The sequence below is a fragment of the Arthrobacter gengyunqii genome, from assembly GCF_023022985.1.
Classification (GTDB): Bacteria; Actinomycetota; Actinomycetes; order Actinomycetales; family Micrococcaceae; genus Arthrobacter_B; species Arthrobacter_B gengyunqii.
In genome coordinates, this window is sequence record NZ_CP095461.1 from 523654 (window position 1) to 539128 (window position 15475).

A 15475-nucleotide genomic window follows, 5' to 3' on the forward strand; every position below is an offset into this window, starting at 1 on the left:
GCATGAGCATGAGCGCAACAGAATCTTCCGAATCGGTTTCCGGGGCTCCTGCCGCCGAGGCGGAGTCCCCTGCCAAGGCACCCCGCCGCGTGCGGCGGCCGTCCAAGCCTGACGCTGTTCTGGCGGCTGCGGTGGAAACGGCCCGTGCCGGCCTCCTCGAAGTTGTTCCGGCAGAGCAGATCGGTACCTATATTGGAGCCTTTCCCGACGCCGAACGCCTGGTAACGCACCGCTTTAAGTCCCTGCGCCCCGGGTACAACGGCTGGCACTGGTACGCCACGGTGGCGCGGGTTCCGCGGGGCAAGGTGGCCACGGTCTGCGAGGTGGGGCTGCTGCCCTCGGAAAACGCCGTCCTTGCTCCGGAGTGGCTGCCGTGGTCCGAGCGGCTGCGTCCGGAAGACGTTGCCGCCGAGGAAGCCGCCAAGGCGCAGGAACGCGCACTGTCCGACGACGATGAAGCCGCCGATCAGGCTCAGACAGGACAGGATCAGACGGAACAGGATGAGGCAGCGCAGGATGAAGCTGCCGAAAGTTCTTCAGATCCTCAGACAGGTGCGCAGGAGGATCGTTAAACCAGTGGTTCCGGGGGCAGACATCATCACGTTGAAACTGACCGGTGGTGAACTGTGTTCCGGTCGCTGAGATTCTTTAACTACCGCATCTGGTTCCTGGGTGCGCTGGTGTCCAACATCGGTACGTGGATGCAGCGGACAGCCCAGGACTGGCTGGTGTACGACATCCTCACCGATCAGGACGCTGCCGCGATGGGCATCGTCATGGCCCTTCAGCTCGGGCCGCAGCTGGTGCTCGCCCCGTGGGCCGGATTAATTGCCGACACGTACAACCGGCGCAAGGTACTGGTTTTCACCCAAGTGGCCATGGCCGCGCTGGGCCTGGGACTGGGCGTGCTGGTGCTTTCCGGTGCGGCCGAGCTGTGGCATGTCTATGCTTTTGCCCTTGCCCTGGGCGTGGTGTCGGCCGTGGACGCTCCGGCGCGCCAGAGCTTTGTGTCGGAAGTCGTGGGTGAAACCGACCTCCCCAACGCCGTTGCCCTGAACAGTGCCTCTTTTAATGGTGCGCGCATGGTGGGCCCCGCGGCGGCCGGGCTGCTGACTGTTGCCGTTGGCCCCGGCTGGGTTTTCCTGATCAACACGCTCACCTTCGCCGCAATGGTCATCGCACTGTTGAAGATGCGCAGCAGCGAACTGCGGGTCCTGCCCAAGGCGCCTCCGGGCAAGGGCCGCATCAGAGCCGGCCTGCGGTACGTTCGGCTCCGTCCCGACCTGATGATCGTGCTCCTGGCCGTCTTTATTGTCGGGACCTTCGGGCTGAACTTCGCGGTGTTCATTGCTGCAATGGCCCGCACCGAATTTGGCCAGGACGCCGGAGTTTTCGGACTGTTGAACTCCGTGATGGCCATTGGATCGGTATGCGGGGCGCTGCTCTCCGCCCGTCGGGACAAGCCGCGCCTGCGCTTTGTCTTCGGCGCGGCAGGAGCTTTTGGAGCCTCCTGCCTCGTGGCAGCCTCTGCGCCCACCCTCGTGTGGTTTGCCGTCTCCCTCATCCCGGTGGGACTGTTTGCGCTCACCCTCATGACCAGTGCGAACGCCTACGTGCAAACCACCACTGCGCCGGTGATGCGCGGCCGGGTGATGGCGCTTTATTTCGCCATCTTCATGGGGGGAACGCCGCTGGGTGCTCCCCTGGTGGGGTGGGTCTCCAACAGCTTCGGGCCTCGCTGGAGCCTCGGCGTCGCCGCGGCCTCCGGACTCATCACCGCCGTCGTTGGGTTTGTCTGGGCATGGCGTGCACACCACCTGCGGATCCACTATGACCGCACCCTTCCCCGGCGGCTGCATATGACCACCACTGAAACAGAGCAGGACCCGGGCCTGGTGTAAGGCCGCAGGTCCTGCCCCGTGGTGCGTTCGCCGATTACCGGGTGTGCTCGATCACGTAGTCAATGCACCGCAGCAGCGCGCTGACGTCGTCCGGCTCGATCGCCACGAACGTTGCGATCCGCAGCTGGTTGCGGCCGAGCTTGCGGTAAGGCTCAACATCCACGACGCCGTTTGCCCGCAGCGTCTTGGCGATTCCGGCCGCATCAATGCTGTCGTCAAAGTCAATGGTGGCAATGACATTGGAGCGGTCTTCAGGCCGGGCAACAAAGGGAGTGGCCACCGGGGAGGCCTCCGCCCAGGAATAGATCCGGCCGGCGGATTCTGCGGTTCGCCGCGTGGTGAATTCCAGGCCGCCGTTCGCATTCATCCACTCGATCTGGGCGTTGAGGGTCACCAGTGTGGACAGCGACGGCGTGTTGTAGGTCTGGTTCAGCTTGGAGTTGTCGATGGCGGTCTGAAGGTTCAGGAAGTCCGGGATCCAGCGGTCTGTTGCGTTGATCTGCGCGGCGCGTTCCAGTGCTGCAGGGGAGAACATGCCCAGCCAGAGGCCGCCGTCGGAAGCAAAGTTCTTCTGCGGAGCAAAGTAATAGACATCGGACTCGGCCAGATCGACGTCCAGGCCGCCCGCTGCGGAGGTCGCGTCAATGAGGACCAGGGCATCGGCGTCGGCGCCCTGAACCCGCTTGACCGGCGCGGCAACGCCCGTGGAGGTTTCGTTTTGGGGCCAGGCGTAAACATCCACGCCGGCCTCGGCAACGGCCGAAGGACGTGTTCCCGGATCGGCCTTGATGATGGAGGACTCTGCGAGGAAGGGGGCCTTGTTGGTGGCCGCGGCAAACTTGGAACCGAACTCGCCGAAGGACAGGTGCTGCGCCTTTTCCCGAACGAGGCCAAAGGAAGCAACATCCCAGAATGCCGTGGAACCGCCGACACCCAACACCACCTCGTAGCCGTCCGGTGCCCGGAAGAGGTTGGAAAGTCCCTCGCGGACGCTGCCCACCAGATTGCGGACCGGTGCCTGGCGGTGGGACGTGCCCAGCAGGCCGGTGCCGGCACGGGACAGTGCCTCCATCTGCTCCGGGCGCACCTTCGAGGGCCCGGCGCCGAACCGCCCGTCCCGGGGGAGGAGGTCGGCGGGAATCTTAAGTGCGGCGGTTTCGCCCATGGGATATCGCTCCAAGCGGTAGGCAGGGTGCTCTGATGTGCCTTTTCATTCTGCCCCACCGCCCCGGTTCCGGGCCATTTGTGAACCGGGCAAACGGCCAGTCGGACAGCTGCGGAATTATCTGCCTTGTGACCGAATGAGCTAACGTATTGGCAGTAATCACCTGTGGCGGCGGCGTCCGCCGTTGTTCTCCTGATCTTCCCTCGAATACATAGGAGCTCCCTGCCATGACGGACCTCATCGATACCACCGAGATGTATCTGCGGACCATCCTGGAGCTTGAAGAGGAGAACATCGTTGCGCTCCGGGCACGGATCGCCGAACGGCTCCGCCACTCGGGACCGACTGTTTCCCAGACGATCGGCCGGATGGAACGGGACGGGCTGGTGGTGGTTTCCGGCAACCGGCAGCTTGAGCTGACCGAACTGGGCAGGCGCCGGGCAACGGAAGTAATGCGTAAGCACCGCCTGGCGGAACGGCTGCTGTCCGACGTGATCGGCTTGGACTGGGCTTACGTGCACGATGAGGCCTGCCGGTGGGAACACGTGATGAGCGAGCGGGTGGAGCGGCGTCTTTATGAGCTGTTGGGCCGCCCCACGGAATCCCCGTACGGGAATCCCATACCCGGCCTCGAAGAAATTGGCGGCGTGGCCGCCGAACTGTTCCATCAGGGGGTCACCAACCTCGTGGCGGCGGTTGCCGCGGTCGAGCCCGGAACCAAGATGCAGCTGGTCCGGCTGGCCGAACCGGTCCAGGTGGAGCCGGAGCTGCTCACCCAGCTTGATGAGGCCGGGATGCGTCCGGGTGCCGAGATCACTGCGGAGGTGGTTGCAGGCTACATTTCGGTCCGCGTCCCGGGGATTGAAGGCGCCTTGGAGCTCCCTCCAGAGGTGGCCTCCCACGTGTTTGTGTCCACCGCTGGATAACGGAATGGTCTCTTTTGGCCTCCTTAACCTATAGTGACTTACTGACGTTGAAATAACACCGTTATCCGGGCCTTACGCCGAACCCTGCCACTGGCCCGGAATTGCAGACTTCAGGCAGGGGCGGAGGACCCATCAACTGGCAGCCAAGGCTGCCTCGGGGTGAAGCCTCCAGCATCAACACAGCGTCCGCACAAGCGGCCGGTGTTGAGTGTGGGGCCGAGTTTTCTCTACTCGAATCCGACAGCTAACTTCGCAGGCATATGAGAGAGGTATACCTTGTCGAAGCATGCTGCCCCGGGCAGGCGCCGCGCGTCCGCCCCGGCTCCGGCTCCACGCCCACGGAACGGCCAGTCCTCCGGACGCCGTCGTGCGGAAACGAAGAGCCATTCTTTTGGTGACACCGCCCAGAAGGTCGCCATCACCGCCGCAACATCCGGCCTGATTCTCACCGTTGCAATTCCCACCACCGCCGCAGTCAGCGAGCCTGTGCAGGAGATGCAGCCCGTCGCGGCTGAAGCCCCCGTGGTGTCCGCTGATCCCGATGCAGCCGTTACCTTCGAGCGCGCCGCCCTGAGCAGTAAATTCGACCCGGAAGCGAAACTTCGCCACGTGGTTGTTGCCTCCGGTTCGGCGATCTCCGCCGGTGCTGCCAAGGGCACACTGGCCAAACCGCTGGCCGCCGATCTTGTGGAAACCTCGGGCTTCGGCTACCGCGTCAGCCCCATTACGGGCACCGCCGGCGAGATGCACCGCGGCCAGGACTTCTCGGCTGCCTGCGGAACTGATGTCACCGCAGCCGCATCCGGCACCGTTACCTTCTCGGGATGGCACGCCTACGGCGGAGGCAACCGCGTGGTCGTGGATCACGGCAATGGCGTGGAAACCACCTACAATCACATGTCCGCCCTGGCCGTGGCTGTGGGGGCCACGGTGGAGCGCGGCGACCTGGTGGGTGCCAGCGGCACCACGGGTGCCTCCACGGGCTGCCATCTGCACTTTGAGGTCATGGTGAACGGCGAGGTTGTTGACCCGCTGGGCTGGTTGTGACCGCAGGATAACCATTTCGTGACCTGAACGTGACATTCCAGAGATGTTGTTGTAAGGTCATCCTCGTGCCTGATCGGCCAAAGATCAGGCACTCTCGAACAGATCGCCGAGCTCTGCCACTGTTTGAGGTCCGTTCGCAACATCGCATGGCAGAGGCGGGGGAACCACATTCGGGTTTCGCAAGAAGCCCTAGGGGTTAAGTTGCAAGGCTTCGCAGCCAGCAACCGGGTGACTCCCATCCGAATCCGACAGCTCACCTCGTAGGCATTGGGAGAGGCAAACTTGTGTCATCAGTAGCTCACGGCCGCCGTCGCGCGGCCTCCGTCCAGACGAGCCCAATTTCAGCACTATCCCGGGCCGTCACCTCCAACGTTGGAACCATGGGCCGCCAGGCCGCAGTCGTCGTCGCCGCATCAGGCCTCGTACTGGCCGCTGGTCTTCCCGCCCAGGCAGCCGTCAGCACCGATCGACAGGCCCTCGAAGCCACCGCGCTGAGTGCCGTAACCACCACCGGAGCCGTCTCGGTCTCCGCACAGGCACCCTTTGAACTGGCCACGATTGAGCCGGTTTCTGCTGTGTCCGGCGCTGAATACCGCGCTCAGGTTGCAGCCGAAGAAGCTGCTGCTGCCGCAGCAGCCGTTGCGCAGGAGCAGGCTGCCGTCCAGGCTCAGCAGGCCGCCGCTGTGCAGGCTTCCGCCGCAACGGCGCAGCAGGCTGTCGCCGTTCAGACCCAGTCAGCAGCCCCGGCCGCAACCACAGTTGCGCCGGCAGTGACCGCCGCACCCCAGGCTTCGGCACCCGCTCCCGCCCCGGCGGCCAGCGGCGTGGGCGCAGCGCTCGTCGCTTCGGCCTACTCCCAGATCGGCGTCGCCCAGGACTGCACCGCCATGGTGGAGAAGGCCCTGCGCTCGGTTGGCAAGTCGGTTGGCGACCTCGCCCCCGCACAGTTCTTCGCTTACGGCACGGTTGTGGGCTCGCCCCAGCCCGGCGACCTCGTCATCACCTCCGGCCACGTAGCGATCTACGTGGGCAACGGCCAGGTCATCAGCGGCGGCTTCGACGGCATGAACACCGTTCTGCACCCGCTGTCCTACCTCGGCGGCGCAAGCTTCGTCCGCGTCAGCTAAGACCAGTTGCAGATATCGGAGATCGCACCCGCATGACTTCTACAACTGAGCGCGCCCGGCACCGGGCGCCGGTGGAACGCACCGCCCCGCTGAGCGCCCTGGCCCAGGCAGTGTCCGCCAATGCCGGAACCGTCGGACGGCAGGCAGCCGTGGTTGTTGCCGCGTCAGGCCTGGTTCTGACCTCCGGCGTTGCGGCCAATGCAACTGGTTCCGACGTTGTCCGCGATGTTCAGACCAGCACGCTGGACCTGAGCGCCGCCGCACAGCTGACGGTTCCGGCAACAGCCGAAGTCAGTTTTGACCGTCCGGCCGTGGCCGGCGTCATCGTAGCTCCGGAAGCACCTGAGTTTGCGGTTCAGTCCCAAACGGAAGCCCCGCTTCAGGACGCTTCGGAGGCCTACACCGCGCAGGCTTCCGTGGCCTCCAACGCCGTCCCGGCGCAGTCCAATGCCCCGGCGGCATCGGGTACGGCAGCCATCATTGCAGCAGCTGCCTACGCGCAGCTGGGTGTGTCGCAGGACTGCACCATGCTGGTCACCAACTCGTTGGCGGCCGCGGGCATCAGCTTCCACGACTGGCCTGCCGGCTACCTGTCCCTGGGCAGCACCGTCAGTGCCTCGCAGGCTGTTCCGGGCGACCTGATCTATTACGCCGACGGCGGCATGGGCATGGCTCACATTGCTGTGTACATCGGCAACGGCCAGGCCATCCATGGCGGCTTCAACGGCAACTCCACGGTTGTGGCCCCCGCCGAGCTCGGCTCGGGCGGCGTCTACATCCGGGTTGGCTAGGCTGCGCGCCGCGTACGCAGCCTAACTGCCGGTCCGCCGGCTGCTTGCTGTCAAGGGTTTCTCCTTCGGGAGGAACCCTTGACCCGTTTAAACCCGCGTCCGGTGCTGGAAATGGCGGAGACCCGGATCGAGGCATACCCTTTCCATAGATCATCTGATGCGCCGTCCCCATCGGCAGGTTTCCTCCCGCCGATGGACGGCAGGCGAAGAGGAAAACGTGTATGCGCACTCTCGTTCTGAATGCCGGCTATGAGCCGCTGGCCGTCGTGAGCTTCCGCCGGGCACTGGTGCTGGTATTGGCGGGCAAGGCCAGCGTGGTTGCCGAGGACGGGGATCCCGTGGTGGGACCCACGGAGATCCTGCCCCGGCCGTCCGTGATCCTGCTGCACCGGTACGTGAAGATTCCCTACCGTGAAGGCACCGCGGCCACGCGGCGCGGCGTCCTGCGGCGGGACGGGCACCAGTGCGCTTACTGCGGCAAGGCAGCGTCCACGGTGGACCATGTCCTGCCCAAGGCCAGGGGAGGGGCCGACAGCTGGGAAAACATGGTGGCCTGCTGCCTGCGCTGCAACAATGCAAAAGGAGACAGAACCTTGCAACAGCTGGGCTGGCAGCTTCGGTTCCTTCCCCAGCCGCCGCGGGGGGCGCGCTGGCAAATCCGCGAACTTGAACGGCCGGCGCCCCAGTGGAACCAGTTCCTTGACGCCGGCACGGCAGCGTGAGGAGCGGGACCGGTCCGGCGGCCGGGGACACCGCATATCAGGCCATTATTCTTGCCGGCGGACGTTCCTCGCGGCTGGGCGGGACACCCAAGGCCCTGCTGGAATCATCCGGGCGCACGCTCCTGGCAGTGGCGCTTGAGGCAGCATCAGGGGCACGCGCATGCGCCGTCGCGGGGCCTCCGGAGCTGTCCGCAGCCGTGGAAGCGGCAGGAGTCCCCACACTGCTGGTCCGGGAGGAGCCGCCCTTTTCCGGTCCGGCTGCTGCCGTGGCGGCAGCGTGGAGCGCTCTGGTGCTGAAGGACAAGGAAGCGGGAAGGCCGCAGCCGGAATGGACTCTGGTCCTGGCCTGCGACATGCCCTTCATCGCACAGGCTGTGGCTGCGCTGCTCGCCGAGGCCCGCAGCGTCCAGATCCATCCCCTGCCCCCGTCGCTCCTCTCCTTGGACGAAACCGGAAGGGAACAGCCATTGGCTGCCTTGTATCGCACGGAGGCTCTGGCATCCGCCGTCGGCTCGATCGACAGGCCTGACGGACTGGAAAACCTCTCAATGAAGCGGCTCCTTGCTAGGGTGCAATGGAGGAACGTTGCGGTGCCGCCCAACAGCACGGCGGACATAGACACCTGGGAAGACGCCGGCCGCTGGTCGGTGAAACCCGGAATCGCCGGAATCCCGGATGTGCCTGCAACGGAGAATTAGGGCGTGTATTTCAGCGCCGGTGAAGGAGCAGGGAATGGCAAGCCAGGAAGAGGAACTCGAGGCGTGGTGCGGCAGGCTGCTTCGCGCATTGGAGCTTGAAGGAACGCCGGTGGACGTCAGCGCAGTGTTGCAGCTGGCCTCCGTTGCGGCGCACACGGTGGTCCGCCCCGCAGCGCCGGTAACCACGTTTGTCGCCGGATTTGCGGCAGGCCTCGCGGCAGGAAGCGGCCAGGCGAACGACGCCGTGGCCATGGGCGCGGCGATGCGTGTGGCCACCCGCGAATGCAAGAACTACGGCGAAACCGGAGACATTGATGACCACTGACAATTCCACACCCGTAATACTTCCACTGCAGCCGAACGCCGCTTGGGAACATGCCCGCAGCGCAGCGTTTTCCGCCGGCAGGCCGCTTCCCTATGAAACCGTCCCGCTGGCCGAGGCACTGGGGCAGATCCTCGCGCTGGACGCGACGGCGCTGCAGCCGGTTCCCCATTACGCATCATCGGCGATGGACGGCTGGGCCGTATCCGGTCCGCCGCCCTGGCAGCTGGTGACCCATGAGGAGCCGCCAACCGAACGCTGGCAGATCCACAAGGAATCCGGCCGCCGTCCGCTGCAGCCCGGACAAGCCGTGGCCATTCTCACCGGGGGGACGATTCCAGCCGGTGCACACAGCGTCCTGCGTTCCGAAAGCGGGGTTGTCTCGGAGGATGGCATGCTCACGCTTAGCCCCGGCGCCCGCAGCGGAGAACCGGGCGAGGGCGAACATATCCGCCCGGCGGGAGAAGAAGCAGCGGCGGGGGAAGTAACCATCCGACGCGGTACTGTCCTCAACCCCGCCCATATTGCCCTGGCCGCTGTCTGCGGACACGATACTCTGCCGGTGCTGCGCGCGCCCCGCGTCTCCCTCCTGCTGACCGGAGACGAAGTCATTGAGTACGGGCTGCCGGAATCGGGACAGGTTCGGGATACCTTTGGCCCCCAGTTGCCCCAGCTCGTCACCATGATGGGAGGACGCATGGATGTGGTGCGGCGCCTCTCGGACCGTTATGAAGACGTCGTGGCCGCGCTGAGCTCCGATGCAACGGATGAGATGTCCATCGCGATGTCCTCCGGAGACGTGCTGATTACCACCGGCGGCACCGGCCGTTCGGAGGCTGACCATCTGCGCCAGGCACTGGAGGACATGCAGGCTGAGATGCTGATTGACGGGATCGCCATGCGTCCCGGGCATCCAACCATGCTGGCGCGCCTTCCGGACGGGCGGCTGCTCGTGGCACTTCCCGGCAATCCGCTGGCTGCCATGATGGCCGTCTTTACCGTGCTCCAGCCGCTTCTGGACGGGCTCCGCGGCGCTCCGCTGTCGCCGGAACGCCATGTGCTCGTTGGCGTGGATATCGAGCCGCTGCCGGGGCGGACCAGGCTGATTCCCTGCCGGATCGAGAACGGCAGGGCTGTCCCGTCGCCGTATTTCCGGTCGGGAATGCTGCGCGGGATCGCTGACGCCGATGCCGTCATGGTTGTTCCCGAGGCAGGGTGCACCACCGACGAGGCCATCACCGCGCTGCCGCTTCCCTGGGCAGTGCAGCAGCCGCCGGCGCGCTAAGGCAAAGGCGCTCACGCGCCGGGGGCACAGGCAGCAACGGTGCAGCTGCACCGTGCGGCTGCAAAGGCTGTTGCGAAGAGTTGTGGGTCTAAGGAGACGGTATGGGACGGGTTACCAGGCGCGGACAGATCACGAAGTTCCGAACGGACGGAACAGTCACTAAGCGCGAGGACGTGCTGGCGGGGGAAGAGCCGCTGGAAATCAGGGTGGACGGCCGTTCCTTTACCGTGACCATGCGGACTCCGGGTGACGATTTTGACCTCGTTGCCGGGTTCCTGGTTTCGGAAGGCATCATTTGGGAACCGGGCCAGCTCATCAGCATGCGCTACTGCGCCGGCGTCGACGACTCCGGGCAGCAGACCTTCAACGTGGTGGATGTGCAGCTGCGTCCGGGCACCACGCTGCCGGACACCGCGATGGAGCGCCATGTTTACACGTCCAGTTCCTGCGGCATCTGCGGCACCGCCTCCATAGAAGCGGTGCGGAAGTCATCACACTTTTTGGTGGGCGACGACGACGTTCGGGTCCCGCTGTCAACGCTGGCGGCCCTGCCGGAACAGCTCCGGCAGCAGCAGAAGGTCTTTGACCGCACCGGGGGCGTCCATGCTGCGGGACTGTTCAGCGTCGACGGCGAGTTGTTGTGCCTGCGCGAAGACGTGGGGCGCCACAACGCCGTCGACAAGGTGGTGGGCTGGGCCCTGCGCGCCGGAATGCTGCCGCTGCGCGGCACCGTGCTGCAGGTGTCGGGCCGGGCGTCCTTTGAACTGGTGCAGAAAGCCCAGCTGGCAGGGATCCCGGTGTTGGCCGCGGTGAGCGCGCCGTCGTCATTGTCGGTGGAACTGGCTCAGGATGCGGGCATGACCCTCGTGGGGTTCAGCCGGGGAACATCCCTCAACTGCTACTCGTTCCCGGAACGCATCGTGGCCTGACGCCCGGCCCGTCAGCGGGCTGGAATGTGGACGGTGACAGTGGTGCCGCAGCCCACAGTTGAATCGATGTCCAGCTCTCCGCCGTGCTGGAGCACAATGTCCTGAACGATGGCCAGGCCCAGGCCGGTGCCCGGGATGGCGGCGGAGGTTGCATTGGATGCCCGGAAAAAGCGCCGGAAGAGCTTGGGGATGTCCGCCTCCGGGATTCCAATGCCGCTGTCCGCAACCTGAACCCGGACCTGGGCGCCGGCATCCGTGGAGACCACCGCGCTGAGCACATCGACAGTCCCGCCGGGGAGCGTGAACTTCACGGCATTGGACAACAGGTTCGTGAAAACCTGTTCCAGTTGTGCCTTGTCGCCGTCCACCAGGAGCGGTGCCGGCACCGGTCCGAGCTGCAGGGTGATCTCACTGGCAGCGGCGGCGGGGGCAAGGGAGGCGGCTACGGTCTCCAGCAGCTCACCGAGATCGAGTTCCTCCACGGCCAGGCCCGCATGGGCGTCGGTGCGGGAAATGGTGAGCAAATCGGAAATGAGCTGGTCCAGCCGGGTGGCATTGCGGCCTACGATTTCCAGCATCTTCCTCATGCGCGGTGGAATCTCACCGCCGGAGCCGTCCAAAATCAGTTCCAGATAGCCGGTGATTGACGTCAGGGGCGTCCGCAGTTCATGGTTCACCGTGGCCACGAAGTCGGTCTTGGCCTGATCGAGTTCCCGCAGCCGCGACAGGACCTCGCGCTGGGCCGTGATGACGTGTCCCTGCACCAGGCAGTGCGCCAAGTTGCCGCACACATGCTGGATTAGCGACAGCTCCGTCCGGCTCCACCTCCTGGCTCCGGCGGTGCCTGCAATCCACACGTAGCCAAGCACCTGGTCGCCGTGTGCCAGCGGAGCAAAGACTGATGTCCGAAGCTGGGCCGGAACGCCCGCGGGAAACACAGCCCTGTCAGGATCGTCGGGGGAAGAGTGGTCCTCGACCCGGAGGATGTCATCACGTTCGCACAGCGAGGTACTGAGGGTTTTCGCCTCCGCCAGCGGCAGCGATGGAAGTCCGGCTGCGTCGTCTGCCAGGCTCCAGGACGCTGTCAGCTCGGGAACACGTTCATCCGGAAAGGTCTCTATCCTTACGTGGCAGGCGCCAAACGTCTCGCCCAGGCCCTGCACCGCAAGGGCGGCCATTTGCTGGGGATCGTTGGTTCCGCGCAGGGCGGCGGACACGGCCCGCGCTTTGTCCCGGAGGCGGGCAGCAGCGATCTTGCGGCGGCGGGTGGCACGGGTGCCCGCCAGGATAAGGGACACACGATTGGCCAGATCCGTGCCTTCGACGTTGCCTCCCACAAAATGGGTGATGCTCAGCTGTACCATTCTTTCAATGTCCAGCTCGGCGTCGCCGGACAGCAGGATGACCGGCAGGCCGGCAACGGAGGGTTCCTGCCGCAGCCGCCGAAATTGTTCAGGCCTCGCTGAAGCCAACATATCGGCGTCGATAATCCCCAGCACCACATCCAGTTCAGAGATTGCCCGAAGGGCTTCGTACTCGTCACGGGCGTGCACCGGGGCCAGGCCCGCAGCGCAGAGGACTGCATCCGCCGTAGCCCGGAGACCATCGTTGTTGACTGCCACCACCGCGTACTGTGCACCAGCGTCACCGGACGTTTCCTGCAGCGGTAGAAGAGCCGTGGGCATGGATGCCTTTCGTTGTGTGCCAAGCGCCCGAGAAGGGCCCGGCGATTGGCATCCTATCAGCGCGTGCCTCTGATGATGTGGCTGGAATCACTATGTTTCGGCCGTCTTGCCCTGCTTCGCCCTGGCCGGCCGGGGCGGTCCGGAACCGGAAGCCGGTGTCAGCGCCGAGGCTTAAGCTGGAGAGTGCAAACAATGGAGGACGAATCATGAGCATGGAAAGCGCGGCCTGGAGTTCTCTTCACAAGATCTCCACGGCAAAGGGCAGCAACAATAAAATCTCCAAGGAGACACTCAAACGGATAGTTGCGTTCGCTTCTCCCTATAAAAAGCAGCTGATCGGCTTCGTCCTGCTGTCCACTCTCGGCGCCTTCCTTGCCGTTGCCACCCCTGTGCTGGCGGGTGAAGTCGTTAATGCCATCGTGGCCCGCTCCGCGACCGGCGTGGTCATCCAACTGGCTCTGCTCATCGGAGCAGTGGCAGTGGCCGATGCAGCGGTGTCCCTGGCTACCCGCTGGTTCTCGTCGCGGATCGGCGAGCAGGTCATCCTCGACCTGCGGACCGCCGTCTTCGACCATGTGCAGAAAATGCCGATCGCGTTCTTCACCCGCACCCGCACAGGTGCGCTGGTCAGCCGGCTGAACAATGACGTGATCGGCGCCCAGCAGGCCTTCAGCGGAACCCTCTCCGGCGTCGTGAGCAACGTCGTGGCACTGGTCCTGACGCTGATTGTCATGCTCAACACCTCATGGCAGGTGACCATCCTGGCGATGCTGCTGTTGCCGGTGTTCCTGATTCCGGCCCGCCGCATGGGCGGGAAGCTCGCTGCGCTGCGCCGGGAGGCAGCGAACCACAACGCGTCCATGGGCACCCAGATGACCGAACGGTTCTCCGCCCCCGGAGCCACTCTGGTTAAGCTCTTCGGCCGGCCGGAGCAGGAATCCACGGAATTCTCCGTGCGGGCGGCCCGCGTGCGGGACATCGGCGTCAAGATGGCCATGATGCAGTCCGTCTTCGTGACGGCCCTGACACTCGTCTCCGCCCTCGCTCTGGCATTGGTCTACGGTCTCGGCGGTTACTTTGCCCTGTCCGGGCGGCTGGACACGGGTGATGTGGTGACCCTGGCCCTGCTGCTGACCCGGCTGTACGCACCGCTGACCTCGCTGGCCAACGCCCGGGTGGAAATCATGAGCGCCGTGGTGAGCTTCGAGCGGGTCTTCGAAATCCTGGACCTCAAGCCGCTGATCCGCGAAAAGGAAAATCCGGTTCCGGTGCCGGACGGTCCGCTGGGCGTGGAGTTCGATGACGTGCGGTTCGCCTATCCGACGGCGGACAAGGTGTCGCTGGCTTCGCTGGAGGATGTTGCCGTGCTCGATTCGCGCGGCGGCGAAGAGGTGCTGCACGGCATTTCCTTCCGGGTGGAGCCCGGCCAAACGGTTGCCCTGGTGGGAACCTCCGGCGCCGGTAAATCCACCATTGCCCAGTTGCTTTCACGGCTGTACGACGTCGATTCCGGAGCCGTGCGCTTCTCCGGCACCGATGTGCGGGACGTGAGCTTTGCGTCCATTCGGCAGGCGCTGGGAATGGTCACCCAGGACGGGCACCTGTTCCATGAGAGCATCCGCTCCAACCTGCTGCTGGCCAATCCCGAAGCCACCGAGGAACAGGTGTGGGATGCGCTGCGCCGGGCCCGCCTCGAAGACCTCATCCGGTCCCTTCCCGACGGCCTGGACACCATGGTGGGAGAGCGCGGCTACCGGCTCTCGGGCGGAGAACGCCAGCGGATGACCATCGCCCGGCTGCTGCTGGCCCAACCCCGGATCGTCATCCTGGACGAAGCAACCGCCGCCTTGGACTCCACCTCGGAGGCTGCCGTGCAGGCGGCGCTGGGGGAGGCGCTGGAAGGCCGCACCGCCGTCGTCATTGCCCACCGGCTGTCCACCATCCGCAACGCGGACAAGATCCTGGTGATCGAAGGCGGACGCATCGCGGAGCAGGGTACCCACGCTGAACTTCTGGCGCTGGGCGGACGCTACGCGGAGCTGCACGGCACGCAGTTTGCGGTGGAAACGGTGCAAACCGTGGACGCGGGCGCTTCGGCCGGGGAACAGTGACGGCACCGTAAGGACAGGCCCGGGGCATGGAAAAACCCGGGGCATGAAGGCTCCCGGGCATAAAAAGTGCCCCCGGCCGGAATCGAACCGACGACCTGCCCTTTAGGAGAGGGCCGCTCTATCCTACTGAGCTACGAGGGCGGACTGCCGGGCTGGCCGGCAGGCGGTTATCAGCTTACCTGTTTCTGAACCCGTGGTGCTGCAGGCCTTACGGTGCGTCCTGTTCCGGCAGGGCTTCGGGTGCCGGGGGCGGCGGTTCCTGCAGTGCAGACTGGTGTGCTGCATAGGCCGACCGCATGTCTTCCATGAACCGGTGGACAGTGGCCAGCTCCTCGGTGGTGTATTTGTTCATGACGTCATCCGTCAGGACCCCGAGCGGGCCGAAATAGGCTCCCGCCAGCTGCATCGCCAGCGGTTCGAAGTGAAGCGTCACCTTCCGCCGGTCGGCGTGCTCACGGTTGCGGCGGATGTGTCCGATCCGCTCCAGCCGATCGATCACGGCCGTGGTGGCGCCGCTGGAGGTGCCCAGCTTCGAGCTGAGGCGACCGGCCGTAAGCGCCTCGTGACGGATTTCCGCTTCCATGATCAGCGTCAGCGCCCGCATGTCGGTGGTATTGAGCCCGTGGCGGTGCGCAAAGGTATCCGCCACCCGCTGCCCGTCGAGGCTCATGCCACGGATGGCGTTGATGATGCAGCGCCGCAGATCCTTGTCTTCCACCGTCCTACTGTAACTCCACATTGAAGTATCTCTATAAGTGAGATACTT

Annotated in this window: 15 protein-coding genes, 1 tRNA gene and 2 riboswitches; of the genes, 12 read left to right on the plus strand and 4 right to left on the minus strand. The window is 65.1% G+C overall.

Going from position 1 to position 15475, the window contains the following annotated elements:
- The first annotated feature begins 8 nt into the window (after positions 1-8).
- Positions 9-572, plus strand: coding sequence for a DUF3027 domain-containing protein (locus MUG94_RS02500; RefSeq protein WP_227909027.1), 564 nt, complete (start codon positions 9-11; stop codon positions 570-572).
- Positions 573-626: 54 nt separating this feature from the next.
- Positions 627-1901 (plus strand): MFS transporter, encoded by a 1275-nt coding sequence (locus MUG94_RS02505; RefSeq protein ID WP_227892605.1) that lies wholly within the window; start codon positions 627-629, stop codon positions 1899-1901.
- A 34-nt stretch (positions 1902-1935) separates the two neighbouring features.
- Here MUG94_RS02505 and serC read toward each other — a convergent pair whose 3' ends face one another.
- Positions 1936-3066, minus strand: a complete 1131-nt coding sequence (serC, locus tag MUG94_RS02510; RefSeq protein WP_227909026.1) for a phosphoserine transaminase — start codon at positions 3064-3066, stop codon at positions 1936-1938.
- Between the two features lie 227 nt (positions 3067-3293).
- On the opposite strand from serC, the gene MUG94_RS02515 reads away from it, so the two are divergent.
- From MUG94_RS02515 to fdhD, 9 genes are all read left to right on the plus strand, one after another.
- Positions 3294-3992, plus strand: a complete 699-nt coding sequence (locus MUG94_RS02515; RefSeq protein WP_227892607.1) for an iron-dependent transcriptional repressor DtxR — start codon at positions 3294-3296, stop codon at positions 3990-3992.
- A 92-nt stretch (positions 3993-4084) separates the two neighbouring features.
- Positions 4085-4266: riboswitch (cyclic di-AMP (ydaO/yuaA leader) on the plus strand.
- A 2-nt stretch (positions 4267-4268) separates the two neighbouring features.
- Positions 4269-5039 (plus strand): M23 family metallopeptidase, encoded by a 771-nt coding sequence (locus MUG94_RS02520; protein ID WP_227892608.1) that lies wholly within the window; start codon positions 4269-4271, stop codon positions 5037-5039.
- 118 nt (positions 5040-5157) lie between these two features.
- Positions 5158-5320: riboswitch (cyclic di-AMP (ydaO/yuaA leader) on the plus strand.
- 99 nt (positions 5321-5419) lie between these two features.
- The gene (locus tag MUG94_RS02525; protein ID WP_227909025.1) at positions 5420-6166 is read left to right on the plus strand and encodes an NlpC/P60 family protein; all 747 of its coding nucleotides are present in this window, start codon (positions 5420-5422) and stop codon (positions 6164-6166) included.
- A 32-nt stretch (positions 6167-6198) separates the two neighbouring features.
- A complete protein-coding gene (locus MUG94_RS02530; protein WP_227909024.1) occupies positions 6199-6957 on the plus strand; it encodes an NlpC/P60 family protein in 759 nt (252 codons plus the stop codon).
- Positions 6958-7178: 221 nt separating this feature from the next.
- Positions 7179-7679 (plus strand): HNH endonuclease, encoded by a 501-nt coding sequence (locus MUG94_RS02535; RefSeq protein ID WP_227892611.1) that lies wholly within the window; start codon positions 7179-7181, stop codon positions 7677-7679.
- The gene (gene mobA, locus MUG94_RS02540; protein ID WP_227909023.1) at positions 7676-8377 is read left to right on the plus strand and encodes a molybdenum cofactor guanylyltransferase; all 702 of its coding nucleotides are present in this window, start codon (positions 7676-7678) and stop codon (positions 8375-8377) included. Before MUG94_RS02535 ends, mobA begins: the two co-directional genes overlap by 4 nt.
- Before the next feature lie 34 nt (positions 8378-8411).
- A complete protein-coding gene (locus tag MUG94_RS02545) occupies positions 8412-8702 on the plus strand; it encodes a DUF6457 domain-containing protein (protein WP_227892613.1) in 291 nt (96 codons plus the stop codon).
- Positions 8692-9984, plus strand: a complete 1293-nt coding sequence (locus MUG94_RS02550; RefSeq protein WP_227892614.1) for a molybdopterin molybdotransferase MoeA — start codon at positions 8692-8694, stop codon at positions 9982-9984. Before MUG94_RS02545 ends, MUG94_RS02550 begins: the two co-directional genes overlap by 11 nt.
- A gap of 101 nt (positions 9985-10085) precedes the next feature.
- Positions 10086-10913, plus strand: coding sequence for a formate dehydrogenase accessory sulfurtransferase FdhD (gene fdhD, locus MUG94_RS02555; RefSeq protein ID WP_227909022.1), 828 nt, complete (start codon positions 10086-10088; stop codon positions 10911-10913).
- Between the two features lie 11 nt (positions 10914-10924).
- Here the strand turns inward: fdhD and MUG94_RS02560 are convergent, their stop codons facing one another.
- A complete protein-coding gene (locus tag MUG94_RS02560; RefSeq protein ID WP_227909021.1) occupies positions 10925-12598 on the minus strand; it encodes a sensor histidine kinase in 1674 nt (557 codons plus the stop codon).
- A 206-nt stretch (positions 12599-12804) separates the two neighbouring features.
- On the opposite strand from MUG94_RS02560, the gene MUG94_RS02565 reads away from it, so the two are divergent.
- Positions 12805-14709: an ABC transporter ATP-binding protein gene (locus MUG94_RS02565; RefSeq protein WP_227909020.1), complete on the plus strand. Its 1905-nt coding sequence runs from the start codon at positions 12805-12807 to the stop codon at positions 14707-14709.
- A gap of 67 nt (positions 14710-14776) precedes the next feature.
- Here MUG94_RS02565 and MUG94_RS02570 read toward each other — a convergent pair.
- Positions 14777-14850 (minus strand) — tRNA-Arg (locus MUG94_RS02570).
- A 67-nt stretch (positions 14851-14917) separates the two neighbouring features.
- On the minus strand, positions 14918-15427 hold the full coding sequence (locus MUG94_RS02575; protein WP_227909019.1) for a MarR family winged helix-turn-helix transcriptional regulator: 510 nt from the start codon (positions 15425-15427) through the stop codon (positions 14918-14920).
- Between the last annotated feature and the right edge of the window lie 48 nt (positions 15428-15475).